Genomic DNA, 14,235 nt, shown 5'->3' with positions numbered 1-14,235 from the left:
GCCGTGGCCGGCGCCAGCCTCGAAGATGTGCTGCAACTGCGCTACACCCTGGAACCGTTCATCGTCGGCCTCGTGGCGCAGTCCATCAGCAGCAAGGAAGTCGGGCAACTGCGCCTGACCCTGATGGACATGCGTGAAGCCCTGGAAGCCAACGACAGTGAAGCCGGCGTGAATGCCTACATCGCGTTCCACGAAGAACTGTTCACGCTGACATCCAACCCGATCTTTCAGAGCGTGGTTCAGCAGACCAGCAATGCCCTCAAGCAAAGCGCCGAGGTGCTGCGCAACTCCCCGGAACACCTGGCTGAGCGCCTGGAAGAAAACGAAGCAGTGGTGCGCGCGATCCGCAGCAAGAACAGTGCCCAGGCCAGCGCCGAGATGCGTCGGCACATTCTTCGCGAAGGCCAGCGGATGGGCATCGAGTTGAACATCCCGGAAGACAACTTCGGCAGTTGAACCTCTTCAAACTGGAGACAGGTCATGAACAGCTTCGCCTCACCGCAAACCCTCGCAGCCCTGCCTTTCTCACTGGCGGCGGATGATCTGTATTCGCAGGTTTTCGAAGCGATTCTTGAACAGCGAATCCATGCAGGCAGTCGATTTACCGAAGAAAGCCTGGCGCAAATGTTCGGCGCTCGCCGCAGTGATGTTCGCGCTGTGTTAACGCAATTGTCCCATCAACAGATCATCGTCCTTCGGGTGAACCATCGCCCTCGCATCGCCGAGCTCTGCACCGAACAGACCCGGCAGACGCTGCATGCCCGACGGCTGGCGCAAATCATGCTGGTGCGACTGGCATGTCAGCACCCTTGCGCTCAGGCCTTGCAAGGTCTGCATGACCTGGTCCGCAGAGAGCGCCAATGCACGCGCCGCGGCCAGGCGATTCGCCTATCGGCAGAATTTCATTTGCAGTTGGCACAAATGGCGGGGAATGCACCGTTGGCGCATTTCCTCGGCAGCCTGATACCACTGACTTCGCTGGCGATTGCGCAAATTGATGCAAATACGCAGGACTGCTGCGATTGGCAGGCAAACCTTGAGATTTTGCACGCACTGGAACGCGGTGATAGTGCGAAAGCCGTAGAGGCGCTGAATCGGCACCTGGATCATCTGGAAGACAGGTTGCTGAACCCGGAACCGATTCAACATCGTGTTGCCGGTTAAGTCGCCATCGCGTGAAGCCTCACTCCCACTTTTTGAAATAAACGCTCCTGTGGGAACGAGCCTGCTCGCGATGGCGTACTCACATTCACTGAAAACTTCAGGCCTTACTCCGCGGCCACCCGCGCAAAACCTTCGCGGATTTTTTCCTCCGGCAAATCATCGGCGATAAACACGATCACGCTTTCACGCACGTCATCCTCTGCCCACTCGGTGTCCCAGTCGAAACCATAAAGCTTCAGCACGCCCTGAAACACCATGCGGCGTGGTTCACCAAGGATGTTCAACACCCCTTTGTAACGCAGCAGCTGTTTGCCATGGTCTTCCAGCAGCTCGTTCATGAACTCGCTGAGCTTGTCGATATCCAGCGGTTTGTCGGTGCGCAGCACCAGGCTGGAAATGCGGTCGATGGACGGTGCCTGGCTCACGGGGCGCAAACTCACGCCACCACCGAGGTCGGCATTGAGATTGAAGCCACGCACGTCAAGCAATTCGGCCAGATCGATCTTGCCGTGGTCGACCACGCGGATGGGTGCGCGACGGTTGATACGGGTCAGGCGCTCACTCAAGGCCGTAAACGTCGGCTCGTCCACCAGGTCTCGCTTGCTCACCAACAGGCGGTCGGCGAAACCGATCTGAGCCTGGGCGATGGTCTGGGTCAGGTGAGTCTGCGCATGGGCGGCGTCGACCAGAGTGATAATGCCGTCGAGGATGTAGCGCTCGCGCAATTCCTCGTCGATAAAAAAGGTTTGCGCCACCGGCGCCGGATCTGCCAAGCCGGTGCATTCGATTACCAGACGGTCAAAGGCGATGTCACCGCTGTCCAGGCGCTCAAGCAGCAAGTACAGGGCTTTGGTCAGGTCAGTGTGAATGGTGCAGCAAACGCAGCCGTTGGACAGCGTCATCACTTGCACCGGCTCGTCGCCCAAGAGCTGGGTGTCGATGCCGGCGTCACTGAATTCGTTTTCAATTACAGCGATCTTCAGGCCGTGCTCGGCTTTGAGCAGGTGGCGCAGCAAGGTGGTTTTGCCGGCGCCGAGGAAGCCGCTGAGGATCGTGACCGGAATGGGAGAGGACAAACTGGATCTCCTGACGCGTGAAATTTAAAGACAAACGCAAAACAAATGTGGGAGCGGGCTTGCTCGCGAAGAGGCCGTGTCAGTCGACATGAATGCTGAATGACACACCGCTTTCGCGAGCAAGCCCGCTCCCACAGGGTATTGCATCAACCTGGCTGTTGGATCAACAGCACTTAGGCCCACCCTTGCCACCGTAACGGGCTTCCTGACGTTCGCGGAAGAACATCTCGTAGCTCATCACCGGTTTGTCCGGGTGTTTGGTCTGCATATGCTCGACGTAGTTGTCGTAGTCAGGCATGCCCACCATCAGGCGCGCGGCCTGACCGAGGTATTTACCGAGACGACTCAGGTCATTGAACATGGTGCAAATCCTCGGTTACGCGTCCGGCAATGCCTGGAATGGCGATTCTTTATCCGTACGCTCCTTGCTGCCCCAGGCGGCAATGCCGACCTTGAGCGCATAGAACAGGATGCTGAACACCACGAACAGGAACAGCGCGGTCAGCGTTGCGTTGGTGTAGGCGTTGAAGATCACATGCTGCATCTGGGTGACGTCCTTCGCCGGGGCGAGGATCTGACCGTTGGCCAGGGCATCGCTGTATTTTTTGGCCAGCGACAGGAAACCGATCGCCGGGTTTGCGTCGAACAGCTTGATGAAGCCTGCAGTGGTGGTACAGATCAGCAGCCAAACGGCTGGCACCATGGTCACCCAGACATAACGCTGGCGCTTCATCTTGATCAGCACCACGGTGCCGAGCATCAGCGCGATACCCGCCAGCATCTGGTTGGAGATACCGAACAGCGGCCACAAGGTGTTGATACCGCCCAGCGGGTCGATCACACCCTGATACAACAGCCAGCCCCACATGGCCACACAACCGGCGGTGGCGATCAGGTTAGCGGTCCAGGACTCGGTACGTTTGAACGCCGGATCGAAGGTACCGAGCAAGTCCTGCAGCATGAAACGCCCGGCACGGGTACCGGCGTCCACAGCGGTCAGGATGAACAGCGCTTCGAACAGGATCGCAAAGTGATACCAGAACGCCATGGTGTTCTCACCTGGCAGCACACTGTGCAGGATCTGCGCGATACCGACCGCCAGGGTCGGCGCACCACCAGCACGGGCCAGGATGGTGGTTTCACCGATGTCATGGGCGACCGCTTGCAGCGCTTCCGGGGTGATTGCAAAGCCCCAGTTGCTCACCGCCGTCGCCACTGCCACCACATCACCGCCGACTACTGCCGCCGGGCTGTTCATGGCGAAGTACACGCCAGGCTCGATCACCGAAGCGGCCACCATGGCCATGATCGCCACGAAGGACTCCATGAGCATGCCGCCGTAACCGATGTAACGGGCGTTGGTTTCGTTATCCAGCAGCTTCGGCGTAGTGCCGGAGGAAATCAGTGCGTGGAAACCCGATACCGCGCCACAGGCAATGGTGATGAACAGGAACGGGAACAGACCGCCCTTCCAGACCGGGCCGGTGCCATCGGTGAACTGGGTCAGCGCCGGCATTTTCAGCTCAGGCATGGTCACCAGGATGCCGATCGCCAGGGCGACGATGGTGCCGATCTTGAGGAAGGTCGACAGATAGTCACGTGGCGCCAGGATCAGCCACACCGGCAACACTGCTGCCACAAAGCCATAGCCGATCAGCATCCAGGTGATCTGGATACCGGTGAAGCTAAAGGCCTTGGCCCACACCGGATCAGCAGCAATCTGCCCACCGAGCCAGATCGAAGCAAGCAGCAGCAGCACGCCGATCACCGAGATTTCACCGATGCGCCCCGGACGGATGTAGCGCATGTAGATGCCCATGAACATCGCGATCGGGATGGTCGCCATCACCGTGAAAATGCCCCAAGGGCTCTCGGCCAAGGCTTTCACGACAATGAGCGCCAGCACCGCGAGGATGATGATCATGATCAGGAAGCAGCCGAACAGCGCAATGCTGCCGGGAATACGGCCCATTTCTTCACGAACCATGTCACCCAGAGAGCGGCCGTTGCGGCGGGTGGACATGAACAGGACCATGAAGTCCTGAACGGCACCGGCCAGCACGACGCCGGCAATCAGCCACACAGTTCCGGGCAGGTAGCCCATCTGCGCCGCCAGAACCGGCCCCACCAGCGGACCTGCGCCGGCGATAGCCGCGAAGTGGTGGCCGAAAAGGATGTGTTTGTTGGTTGGAACGTAGTCCAGACCGTCATTGTTGAGCACGGCGGGGGTGGCCCGTCGCGGATCGAGTTGCATCACATTGTTAGCGATGAACCGACTGTAGTAGCGATACGCAACCAGATAAATGGCCACGGCAGCGACCACAATCCACAAGGCATTGATTGCCTCACCTCGGCGCAATGCCACCACGCCCAGTGCGCACGCCCCAACGATTGCCAGCACCAGCCAGGGCAAATGGCGTAGCGGGCTATTATTATTTTTCATTTTATTATTCCAGCCAGAGTGGACAGAAGGACAGCCACCCCGAGTTTAGCTCTCCTGACGCCAAAGAACATACCCGACATTGGTCTAGAGCCGCGCCCTGGCTGGCGGGTTTAAACGATGCGGGTCTATAGTCAGCGAACATTCAGAGGATTGCGCCATGAGCGAACACCCTGCAGATCGCCGCCGCTTCAAACGTATTGCGTTCGATGCCAGAACCGAACTGAGCCAGGGGGAATTCATCTGGCCGGTCAAGCTGATCGACCTGTCGCTCAAGGGCTTGCTGATCGAGCGACCTGATCCTTGGCAGGGCGATCCGCAGCAGGATTTTTTCGTCGATGTTCATCTGAGTGAGGACGTCGACATCGAAATGAACGTGCAGTTGACCCACGAAGACGATGGTCAGCTGGGGTTTGTCTGCCACCATATCAGCCTGGAATCTATCGAACGCCTGCGGCGGTTGATTGAGCTCAACCTGGGGGACCAGCGGGAGCTTGGGCGGGAGTTGGGTGCCCTGATCGAAATTTGAATGTCCCACGTGTAGGAGCTGCCGAAGGCTGCGATCTTTTGACTTTGATTTTTAAGGTCAAAAGATCGCAGCCTCGTTGCACTCGACAGCTCCTACACCGGCGGTATCTATTCGAATAACGAGTCCAGCGCCTGTTCAAGACGGGTGACGGCGATGATCTGCAATCCCTGGGGCGCCTCTTTCGGTGCATTGCCCTTGGGTACGATAGCCCGCTTGAAGCCGTGCTTGGCGGCTTCTTTCAAGCGCTCCTGACCGCTCGGCACTGGTCGTACTTCACCGGAAAGCCCTACCTCGCCAAACACCAGCAAATCATGGGGCAACGGTCGGTTGCGCAAGCTGGACATCACTGCCGCCATCAACGCCAGGTCAGAAGCCGTTTCCAGCACCTTCACACCGCCGACCACGTTAAGAAACACATCCTGATCGTGGGTCGGAATACCGCCGTGCCGGTGCAGCACCGCCAGCAACATCGCCAGACGATTCTGATCGAGCCCCAATGTCACCCGCCGCGGATTGGCCAAGTGGCTGTCATCCACCAGCGCCTGGACTTCCACCAGCATCGGCCGGGTACCTTCCCACGTTGCCATGACCACGCTACCTGGAACTTCTTCCTGCGCGCGCGTGAGAAAAATCGCCGATGGATTGGAGACTTCTTTCAAGCCCTTGTCAGTCATGCCGAACACACCCAGTTCGTTGACCGCACCAAAACGGTTTTTAACCGCCCGCAGCAAGCGCAGACGGCCATCGGATTCGCCTTCGAAGTACAGAACCGTATCGACCATATGCTCCAGTACACGCGGGCCCGCCAGTGCACCTTCTTTGGTGACGTGACCGACCAGGAAAATCGCCGTGCCGCTCTGTTTGGCGTAACGCACCAGCAAAGCCGCGCTTTCACGCACTTGGGACACGCCGCCCGGCGCAGATTGCAACTGCTCGGTAAAGATCGTCTGAATCGAGTCGATCACCATCACCTTGGGCTTTTCCACGCGGGCCGTGGCGATGATGGTTTCGATGCAGGTTTCGGTCATGACCCGCAGTTGATCCTGCGGTAAGCCCAGGCGACGGGCGCGCATGGCGACTTGTTGCTGGGACTCTTCGCCGGTGACGTACAACGCCGGCATGCTTTTGGCGAGGTTGCACAAGGTTTGCAACAGGATGGTCGACTTGCCGATGCCGGGGTCACCGCCGATCAGCACGACCGAACCGTCAACCAGGCCACCGCCCAATACCCGATCCAGCTCGCTGGAGACCGTGGAGAAGCGCGGGATCTCTTCGACGCTGACTTCGGCCAGGGTCTTGATCTGTGCCTGCTGGCCTGCCCAACCAGTGCGTCCGCTGGGCGCCGCGGCCCCGCCGCTTTCCACCATGGTTTCAGTCAGCGTGTTCCAGGCACCGCATTCACCGCACTGGCCGGCCCACTTAGGGAAGGTTGAGCCACACTCGGTGCAGCCATACATGCGCTTGGCCTTGGCCATCTGAACTCCCGGCAAAAATCGCGATGATAGCTCAGGTAACAGAGTTCAGCTCAATGCTGTCGTCAGTGGTTCCAGAGAAACCAGCATGATTACGCTTATTGTTGATGACACTCCACCACTACCAACATTAACCGGCTTGAACATGACCTGATACTTTGTAGATTGAATATGTTCGCATCTCGCTTTTTGAAATGAATTACCCACATTAAATGCAAGGACAACTTGTACAAGTATTCCCGCACAGAATTCCATCAGATCCAAAAAACGACAATAAAACCTGTACAAGATTTGACACTCTTAAATATGAACGTACAAGCAATCCCAAAAAAATGTTGCGTCATCAAATCGCCAACTGAACATTTAGTTTTTTTACTCTACTGTGAGTATCAGGAAACTCCACTCAACTTAATAACAATCGCCCGGCGCTTTAAATTACGCCGTCACAAAGATTTGATCACCCTGAAGAACCCTATTCACAAGACGTGAATTCCCCGACGCAAGGACCTCGAAAAACCTGACCAGAGGGATCAACCCTGCCAATTGCACGCTCGACCGGTAAACTTTCCAGCCCGCGTCCGGTCGATTGCAAGCAAGCGCCGTAAGCAGTTGTTTCGGGCAGGAAGCACTTGGCTGATTTACACTGCGTTCACCAACCTCATCTGTAACAAGGAAATAACCTATGGGCGTGCTTAACGAGTTCAAGGCCTTCGCGGTCAAAGGCAATGTGATCGACATGGCCGTCGGTATCATCATCGGCGCCGCTTTCGGCAAGATTGTGACGTCGTTTGTAGGCGATGTGATCATGCCCCCTATCGGGCTGCTGATCGGCGGGGTGGACTTCAGTGACCTGGCCATTACGCTCAAGGCCGCTCAAGGCGACGCCCCGGCGGTGGTGTTGGCGTACGGCAAATTCATCCAGACGCTGATCGACTTCGTTATCGTCGCCTTTGCTATTTTCATGGGCGTCAAGGCCATCAACCGCCTCAAGCGCGAAGAAGCCGTGGCCCCTACTCTGCCGCCGGTTCCGACCAAGGAAGAAGAATTGCTCGGGGAGATTCGCGATTTGCTGAAGGCCCAGAACAGACAGCCTTGAATGCTCTGAACGCAACAAAACGGCGCCCTTGAGGCGCCGTTTTTTTTTACCAGAAGTTCTCCACCGCCACCTGACCGGGCCGCCGACTGAGGCTCAAATGCATGTCACGTTGTTTGAGCAGCTTGCGCGTGTCATCGATCATTTGCGGGTTACCACAGAGCATGACCCGCGAATGTTCGGGCGTCAGTGCCACGCCGGCGGTGCGCTCCAGTTCGCCACTTTCAATCAGCGAGGTGATCCGCCCGTTCAGGGCGCCCGGGTGCTGCTCGCGAGTTACCGTATTGATGAGCTGCAACTTGTGCGCGTACTCCGCCAGATAGTCGCGCTGCGCCAGGCCAGCAATCAGTTCCTGATACGCCAGCTCACGGGATTCGCGCACGCTGTAAACCAGGATGATTCGCTCGAATTTCTCCCACACTTCGAAGTCCTGCAGGATCGACAGAAACGGCGCGATACCGGTACCGGTGGAGAGCAACCACAGATCGCGCCCGTCGACAAAGCGGTCTAGCGTCAGGTAACCAAAGGCCTGGCGGTCGACCAGCAACGTGTCGCCTACGCCGAGTCGACTCAGCTCGCTGGTGAACTCGCCTCCAGGAACCACAATGGAAAAGAACTCGAGAAACTCGTCAAAGGGCGACGAAACCATGGAGTAGGCACGCCAAACCGTACTGCCATCGGCCTTTGTCACACCCAATCGAGCGAATTGACCTGACCGAAAACGAAACCCGGGATCCCTTGTAGCCCGCAGGGTAAACAGGTTCGGGGTCAGCGGCTGGACGTCGAGCAGGGATTGGCGAGTAAATTTCTCTTCACTGGCATTCATAAGCCTCTCCATTCAACAGACAGCCTCAGTGTCTCGCAAAGCGAGCAGCAGAAACACCGGTGATTTGTAGTGCTATTAAGCACGTACTCTTATTCTTATCGGGGTTGCGATTTCATTAGCCACCACTAACCACATGGTTAATTGCAGAAGACCAATGATATTAATGCCAACATATAAAAACCCTTCCAAACTGGCAAAGTTTTAAAACCAACTGCATGTTTAAAATTGCCTTACACCATAAAAAATTCTTATCCAAACATAGGAATTATCCTACACTCCAGTCTCGCACCGATCTCTTTGGATCCAAGGGGCGCCCCAAACGCTAATTATGTAAATGGAGCGGACGAATGGAACGCTGGAAGGAGCTACAACTCATTCAATTATCCGGCACTACGGATAGCGAGAGCGCCTATCGCCTCTCACTGAGCTTTGCGAAAAATATCGGATTCAAATTTTTCGCGTTTTCAACAAGTTGCCCTGCTCACAGAATGCACTTCAATAACTACCCCCAAGACTGGAATACCCAATACGAAGAAAACGAATTTAGCGTAGTCGACCCAATAGTGGCGCATTGCAATCGTTCGATGCTTCCGATTCTATGGAGCGAAGAACTCTTCAGCAAAACACCCTGGCTATGGGATGCGCTGGAACAACAAGGACTGCAGCATGGCTGGTCGCAAGCGGTCCATGACGAAGAGACTGGGCTGTGCAGCATCCTGAGCCTGGCCAGAAGCCATTGCGCTGTCAGCGCGTGGGAGCTGTATGAAAACCTCGGCTTCTCTACATTTATCGGGCATCACCTGCACAAATTGATCGCACAGACGATGCCTAAAGCCGCTAAAAAGGCGACAACGCAGAATCTGACTCCACGAGAAGTCGACGTGTTAAAGCTGGCCGCGGATGGCAAGACAGCCTATGAAAGCGCCAGAATCCTCAATCTAAGCGCTCGCACCATCAACTTCCATGTGCAGGAAGCCATCCGAAAGCTTGAGGTCAACAACAAGGTTTCGGCCGTCATCGCCGCCGCCAAGGCAGGCTACTTCAACAGCAAAGCGATGCGCTGAAGCGAAACCTGCAAGTAATCCGCCCAAAAAAAACGTAACATTCGCGGTCCCTCCTGAGTGATGACGTGTGAAATTCTCACGACGCAGTTCACTCGGACGGTCCAGCCCGCCGCATTGCCTTTGGGCGCAGAATACCCGTTGATTACCCAGAGCCCCGCCCCATGCCTTTGCTCGAAACGCCTTTCGCCAGCCTCGACCTGATCCGCCAGCCAGAACAGCAGAATGAACCGCTGCAAGCTTTCGATGCGGCAGACGAATACCTGCTCAATCATCTGGCCGAGCAACAGCCCTCGATCGATTCGCGAGTGCTGGTGCTCAATGACAGTTTTGGCGCTTTGGCTGCCAGTCTGGCGGGCAAAGTCAACGTGACCAGCAGTGGCGATTCGTTCCTGGCCTTTCAGGGGCTGGAAAAGAACCTGGCACGTAATGGCCAGGCGTTTGATGCAGTGCCGCACGTGCCGGCCAGTGAAACGGTCACAGGCCCCTTTGACCGCGTGTTGATTCGGGTACCGAAGACATTGGCACTGCTGGAAGAGCAATTGATCCGCCTGCAAGGCCAGCTGGCACCGGGCGCCCAAGTGGTTGCCGGCGCAATGATCAAACATTTGCCGCGAGCAGCAGGCGACTTGCTGGAGCGCTATATCGGCCCGGTACAGGCTTCGTTGGCGGTGAAAAAGGCCCGGCTGTTGACCGCTACGGCTGAAGTCAAGGCAGCGGTCGCGTCCCCCTACCCGACGCGCTATCGACTTGACGAACCTGCGATCGAATTGCTTAACCACGCCAACGTTTTCTGTCGCGAAGGCCTGGACATCGGCACTCGGGCATTTCTGCCGCACTTACCCAGAAACCTTGGCACGGCGCGGGTGGCAGATCTCGGTTGCGGTAATGGCGTGCTCGCGATCGCCAGTGCGCTGCAAAACCCTGATGCCCATTACACGCTGGTCGATGAATCGTTCATGGCGGTGCAATCTGCCGCCGAGAACTGGCACGCTGCGCTGGGTGAGAGGGACGTGATCGTGCGCGCCGGCGACGGCTTGGCCGGGCAGGAACCTCAGTCGCTGGACGTGGTGCTGTGTAATCCACCGTTCCATCAACAACAGGTAGTCGGCGACTTCCTCGCCTGGCGGATGTTCCAGCAAGCCAGGGAAGCGCTGGTGGTGGGCGGTGCGTTGTATATCGTCGGCAACCGCCACCTGGGCTATCACAGCAAACTGGCGCGGTTGTTTCGCGGTGTCGAGCAAGTGGCGGCCACGCCGAAGTTCGTGATCCTCAAGGCCCGCAAATAATCCTTAGGCCTAAGGTCCACTGTAGGAGCTGCCGAAGGCTGCGATCTTTTGATCTTGCTGTTCAAAAAACAAAAGATCGCAGCCTCGTTGCACTCGACAGCTCCTACAGTGGAAATGGGTGCACCAGCTCGCTCAGTGTGTGCTCAGACCGGCGGCGTTCATGAACATCCGCATCAGGCTGGCGACGATGAACAGCGCACCGACACTGCCGACCCAGATCAGGGCCAACCAGCCAAGCCGCTGCCACAGCGGTTTTTTTTCGGCTTCTTCAATGTCGTGCAGGGAATGTTTGCCGGGCATGACTCATTTCTCCAGTAGCGTGCGATGGCGTCTGTAACGACGCCATCGTAAGCAGGCTCGCTCCAACAGGTGCGGGACTAGTGGTAACCGTCTTCGTGGGTGACCTTGCCGCGGAACACGTAGTAGCTCCAGAAGGTGTAGCCCAGGATGAACGGGATGATGAACAGCGTGCCCACCAGCATGAAACCCTGGCTTTGTGGCGGCGCGGCGGCGTCCCAGATCGAGATCGACGGCGGTACGATGTTCGGCCAAAGACTGATCCCCAGACCGCTGTAACCCAAGAAGATCAGCACCAGCGTCAGCAAAAATGGCGTGTAATGCGCATTGCGCGCCACCGCGCGGATCAGACCGTACAGCGTCACCACCACCAGAATCGGCACGGGCAAGAACCAGAAGAGGTTCGGCAGGGTGAACCAGCGTGCTGCGATTTCGGCATGGGCCAGCGGGGTCCAGATACTGACGATGCCGATCACCGCCAACAACACGAACGCCAATGGCCGTGCCAGGTCATGCATCTGTTCCTGCAACTTGCCTTCGGTTTTCATGATCAGCCAGGTGCAGCCGAGCAACGCATACGCCACCACCAATGCCGCACCACAGAACAGGGTGAACGGTGTCAGCCAGTCCAGTGAACCACCGGCAAACTGACGATCGACCACCGGCAAGCCGTCGATGAAGGCCCCCAATGCCACGCCCTGGAAGAAGGTTGCGGCAATTGAACCGCCGATGAATGCCTTGTCCCATAGATGACGTTTGTCGTCCCTGGCCTTGAAGCGAAATTCAAACGCCACGCCACGAAAGATCAGCCCGATCAGCATGAAAATCAGCGGTAGATACAACGCCGAGAGCACCACCGAATAGGCCAGGGGGAAGGCGCCGAACAAGGCTGCGCCGCCCAGGACAAGCCAGGTTTCATTGCCGTCCCAAACCGGGGCAACCGTGTTCATCATCACGTCACGATCGGTCTTGCCGGGAATGAACGGAAAGAGAATACCGATGCCGAGGTCGAAGCCGTCCATGACCACGTACATCATGATGCCGAAGCTGATGATCACGGCCCAGATCAGCGGAAGATCAATACCCATGGCTCAGTTCCCCTTGTTCAAGGTGTCGCCGTGATCGGCATCGGCACTGTCATCAGCCGCCGACAACGGACGCGCCGGTGTGCGTTTCTGCCCAGGGCCACCGTGGGTGGGCTCGGTGCTTTCGTGGGTCACAGGCCCTTTGCGCACCAGGCGCATCATGTAGCCCAGGCCCGCGCCGAACAGCGCGAAGTACACCACCACAAACAACACCAACGTAATGCTCATCTGCGCAAAACTGTGGTTGGACGAGGCGTCCGCCGTGCGCATCAGCCCGTAGACCACCCACGGCTGTCGGCCGATCTCGGTGGTGAACCAGCCGGCGAGAATCGCGATCAGGCCGGACGGGCCCATCCACAGCGCCAGGTACAGGAACGGCTTGGACGTGTACATCTTGTCGCCACGGCGCAGCCAGAGGCTGAACAGGCCGGTGAAGATCATCAGGAAGCCCAGGCCCACCATGACCCGGAACGACCAGAACACGATGGTCGAATTCGGACGATCCTCAGGCGGGAACTCCTTGAGGGCCGGCACCTGCTTGTCCAGGGAGTGGGTCAGGATCAGGCTGCCCAGGTATGGGATTTCCACCGCGAACTTGGTTTTTTCAGCCTTCATGTCCGGCCAGCCGAACAGGATCAGCGGCGTGGGCTCGTTGCCGATATTTTCCCAGTGGCCTTCAATCGCGGCGATCTTCGCCGGTTGATGCTTGAGGGTATTCAGGCCGTGAAAGTCACCGATGACCGCCTGGATCGGCGCAACGATCAGCGCCATCCACATTGCCATCGACAGCATGGTGCGGATCGCCGGGTTGTCCTTGCCGCGCAGCAAGTGCCAGGCCGCCGAGGAGCCGACGAAGAACGCGGTAGCGACGAACGCGGCCGTGGCCATGTGCATCAGGCGGTAGGGGAACGACGGGTTGAAGATCACGGCCAGCCAGTCGGTTGGAATCACCCGGCCATCAATGATTTCAAAGCCCTGTGGCGTCTGCATCCAGCTGTTGGAGGCAAGAATCCAGAAAGTCGAGATCAGCGTGCCGACGGCCACCATCACCGTGGCAAAGAAGTGCAGCTTGCGCCCGACCTTGTTCCAGCCGAACAGCATGACCCCAAGGAAGCCGGCTTCGAGGAAGAACGCCGTGAGCACCTCATAAGTCAGCAACGGCCCGGTGACGGCACCGGCGAAGTCCGAGAAGCGGCTCCAGTTGGTGCCGAACTGATAGGCCATGACCAGACCGGAGACCACGCCCATGCCGAAGTTGACGGCAAAGATCTTCGACCAGAAATGGTAGAGGTCACGGTAGGTGTCGTTGTGGGTCTTGAGCCACAGGCCTTCCAGCACCGCAAGGTAACTGGCCAGGCCGATGGTGATGGCCGGGAACAGGATATGGAATGAGATGGTGAACGCGAATTGAATTCGGGCGAGATCTAGCGCCTCCAAACCGAACATAAGTCTTCCTCTGTCAGGTAATACCGAATGCTGGCTGGAGGCCTGCACCCACTGCCCCCACGGATATGGAGTGTGGCGAATTCAAATTCGTTTCTTTTTATAACCAACCACGCAGGGATTCTGGCCTTGCGGCCGCCAGAGCAATCCCGGCGAAGGTTTTGATCTGGATCAAGCATTGCTGAAAGAGTAGTCCCATTTTCGCGAGAGCAAGGCGTGGTCTTTTGCCGCGTGACAGGTTGCCTCAGTGGTCACTGGGTGTTGTCTTTGGTGAGATTGGGCGTGTTTTGGGTGTATATCCGTTATTTGGGTGATGGCTGGTATTGGTTCCGATCTTACAGCGGCTCACTTTTGAACAGCGCAAAAGTAAGCAAAACGCTCTTGCCCCACCACTCGGCACCTCGCCTAGGCTCGGTGTGCCCTCACTCCGGCTTTGGACCGTGGGCCGCCGTCATGGGCC

At 57.5% G+C, this 14,235-nt stretch carries 14 protein-coding genes; 6 read left to right on the top strand and 8 right to left on the bottom strand.

What is annotated here, in order from left to right:
- Positions 1-456 (top strand): FadR/GntR family transcriptional regulator (locus tag ACRESJ_RS04230; protein ID WP_431756790.1); only part of this gene is annotated, 456 nt, incomplete at its 5' end.
- Positions 457-480: 24 nt separating this feature from the next.
- The gene (locus ACRESJ_RS04225; protein WP_431756789.1) at positions 481-1,164 is read left to right on the top strand and encodes a GntR family transcriptional regulator; all 684 of its coding nucleotides are present in this window, start codon (positions 481-483) and stop codon (positions 1,162-1,164) included.
- A gap of 104 nt (positions 1,165-1,268) precedes the next feature.
- Here ACRESJ_RS04225 and yjiA read toward each other — a convergent pair whose 3' ends face one another.
- The 3 genes from yjiA to ACRESJ_RS04210 all read right to left on the bottom strand — a co-directional run bounded on the left by yjiA (position 1,269) and on the right by ACRESJ_RS04210 (position 4,683).
- Positions 1,269-2,240, bottom strand: coding sequence for a GTPase (yjiA, locus tag ACRESJ_RS04220; RefSeq protein WP_431756788.1), 972 nt, complete (start codon positions 2,238-2,240; stop codon positions 1,269-1,271).
- 163 nt (positions 2,241-2,403) lie between these two features.
- Complete coding sequence (locus ACRESJ_RS04215; RefSeq protein ID WP_007895266.1) at positions 2,404-2,601, bottom strand: YbdD/YjiX family protein; 198 nt, start codon at positions 2,599-2,601, stop codon at positions 2,404-2,406.
- Positions 2,602-2,616: 15 nt separating this feature from the next.
- On the bottom strand, positions 2,617-4,683 hold the full coding sequence (locus ACRESJ_RS04210) for a carbon starvation CstA family protein (RefSeq protein ID WP_431756787.1): 2,067 nt from the start codon (positions 4,681-4,683) through the stop codon (positions 2,617-2,619).
- 157 nt (positions 4,684-4,840) lie between these two features.
- Here ACRESJ_RS04210 and ACRESJ_RS04205 point away from each other — a divergent pair, with 157 nt between their 5' ends.
- A complete protein-coding gene (locus ACRESJ_RS04205) occupies positions 4,841-5,209 on the top strand; it encodes a PilZ domain-containing protein (protein WP_431756786.1) in 369 nt (122 codons plus the stop codon).
- A gap of 107 nt (positions 5,210-5,316) precedes the next feature.
- Here the strand turns inward: ACRESJ_RS04205 and radA are convergent, their stop codons facing one another.
- On the bottom strand, positions 5,317-6,684 hold the full coding sequence (gene radA / locus ACRESJ_RS04200; protein WP_431756785.1) for a DNA repair protein RadA: 1,368 nt from the start codon (positions 6,682-6,684) through the stop codon (positions 5,317-5,319).
- Between the two features lie 679 nt (positions 6,685-7,363).
- Between radA and mscL the strand changes: the two genes are divergently transcribed.
- Positions 7,364-7,777 (top strand): large-conductance mechanosensitive channel protein MscL, encoded by a 414-nt coding sequence (mscL, locus tag ACRESJ_RS04195; RefSeq protein ID WP_431756784.1) that lies wholly within the window; start codon positions 7,364-7,366, stop codon positions 7,775-7,777.
- Between the two features lie 46 nt (positions 7,778-7,823).
- Here the strand turns inward: mscL and ACRESJ_RS04190 are convergent, their stop codons facing one another.
- A complete protein-coding gene (locus ACRESJ_RS04190) occupies positions 7,824-8,600 on the bottom strand; it encodes a ferredoxin--NADP reductase (protein ID WP_431756783.1) in 777 nt (258 codons plus the stop codon).
- A 347-nt stretch (positions 8,601-8,947) separates the two neighbouring features.
- Between ACRESJ_RS04190 and ACRESJ_RS04185 the strand changes: the two genes are divergently transcribed.
- Positions 8,948-9,664: a helix-turn-helix transcriptional regulator gene (locus ACRESJ_RS04185; protein ID WP_431756782.1), complete on the top strand. Its 717-nt coding sequence runs from the start codon at positions 8,948-8,950 to the stop codon at positions 9,662-9,664.
- Between the two features lie 161 nt (positions 9,665-9,825).
- Positions 9,826-10,950 carry a methyltransferase gene (locus ACRESJ_RS04180; protein WP_431756781.1) on the top strand — a complete coding sequence of 375 codons (1,125 nt, stop codon included), beginning with the start codon at positions 9,826-9,828 and terminating at the stop codon, positions 10,948-10,950.
- A 132-nt stretch (positions 10,951-11,082) separates the two neighbouring features.
- Here ACRESJ_RS04180 and ACRESJ_RS04175 read toward each other — a convergent pair whose 3' ends face one another.
- From ACRESJ_RS04175 to ACRESJ_RS04165, 3 genes are all read right to left on the bottom strand, one after another.
- The gene (locus tag ACRESJ_RS04175; protein WP_431756780.1) at positions 11,083-11,250 is read right to left on the bottom strand and encodes a DUF2474 domain-containing protein; all 168 of its coding nucleotides are present in this window, start codon (positions 11,248-11,250) and stop codon (positions 11,083-11,085) included.
- A 77-nt stretch (positions 11,251-11,327) separates the two neighbouring features.
- Positions 11,328-12,335, bottom strand: coding sequence for a cytochrome d ubiquinol oxidase subunit II (gene cydB, locus ACRESJ_RS04170; protein ID WP_431756779.1), 1,008 nt, complete (start codon positions 12,333-12,335; stop codon positions 11,328-11,330).
- A gap of 3 nt (positions 12,336-12,338) precedes the next feature.
- Entirely contained in the window at positions 12,339-13,778 is a 1,440-nt protein-coding gene (locus tag ACRESJ_RS04165; RefSeq protein ID WP_008432808.1) for a cytochrome ubiquinol oxidase subunit I, read from the bottom strand.
- Between the last annotated feature and the right edge of the window lie 457 nt (positions 13,779-14,235).

Source organism: Pseudomonas sp., from assembly GCF_050739655.1.
Classification (GTDB): domain Bacteria; phylum Pseudomonadota; class Gammaproteobacteria; order Pseudomonadales; family Pseudomonadaceae; genus Aquipseudomonas.
The sequence above is the reverse complement of the archived record's forward strand: the minus strand, read 5'-3'. Positions and strand labels throughout refer to the sequence as shown.

What these genes read in the sequence shown, in the direction of transcription:
- ACRESJ_RS04225 (WP_431756789.1), top strand. Translation starts at nt 481, where the DNA reads ATGAACAGCTTCGCCTCACCGCAAACCCTCGCAGCCCTGCCTTTCTCA.
- ACRESJ_RS04215 (WP_007895266.1), bottom strand. Translation starts at nt 2,601, where the DNA reads ATGTTCAATGACCTGAGTCGTCTCGGTAAATACCTCGGTCAGGCCGCG.
- ACRESJ_RS04210 (WP_431756787.1), bottom strand. Translation starts at nt 4,683, where the DNA reads ATGAAAAATAATAATAGCCCGCTACGCCATTTGCCCTGGCTGGTGCTG.
- ACRESJ_RS04205 (WP_431756786.1), top strand. Translation starts at nt 4,841, where the DNA reads ATGAGCGAACACCCTGCAGATCGCCGCCGCTTCAAACGTATTGCGTTC.
- radA (WP_431756785.1), bottom strand. Translation starts at nt 6,684, where the DNA reads ATGGCCAAGGCCAAGCGCATGTATGGCTGCACCGAGTGTGGCTCAACC.
- mscL (WP_431756784.1), top strand. Translation starts at nt 7,364, where the DNA reads ATGGGCGTGCTTAACGAGTTCAAGGCCTTCGCGGTCAAAGGCAATGTG.
- ACRESJ_RS04190 (WP_431756783.1), bottom strand. Translation starts at nt 8,600, where the DNA reads ATGAATGCCAGTGAAGAGAAATTTACTCGCCAATCCCTGCTCGACGTC.
- ACRESJ_RS04185 (WP_431756782.1), top strand. Translation starts at nt 8,948, where the DNA reads ATGGAACGCTGGAAGGAGCTACAACTCATTCAATTATCCGGCACTACG.
- ACRESJ_RS04180 (WP_431756781.1), top strand. Translation starts at nt 9,826, where the DNA reads ATGCCTTTGCTCGAAACGCCTTTCGCCAGCCTCGACCTGATCCGCCAG.
- ACRESJ_RS04175 (WP_431756780.1), bottom strand. Translation starts at nt 11,250, where the DNA reads ATGCCCGGCAAACATTCCCTGCACGACATTGAAGAAGCCGAAAAAAAA.
- cydB (WP_431756779.1), bottom strand. Translation starts at nt 12,335, where the DNA reads ATGGGTATTGATCTTCCGCTGATCTGGGCCGTGATCATCAGCTTCGGC.
- ACRESJ_RS04165 (WP_008432808.1), bottom strand. Translation starts at nt 13,778, where the DNA reads ATGTTCGGTTTGGAGGCGCTAGATCTCGCCCGAATTCAATTCGCGTTC.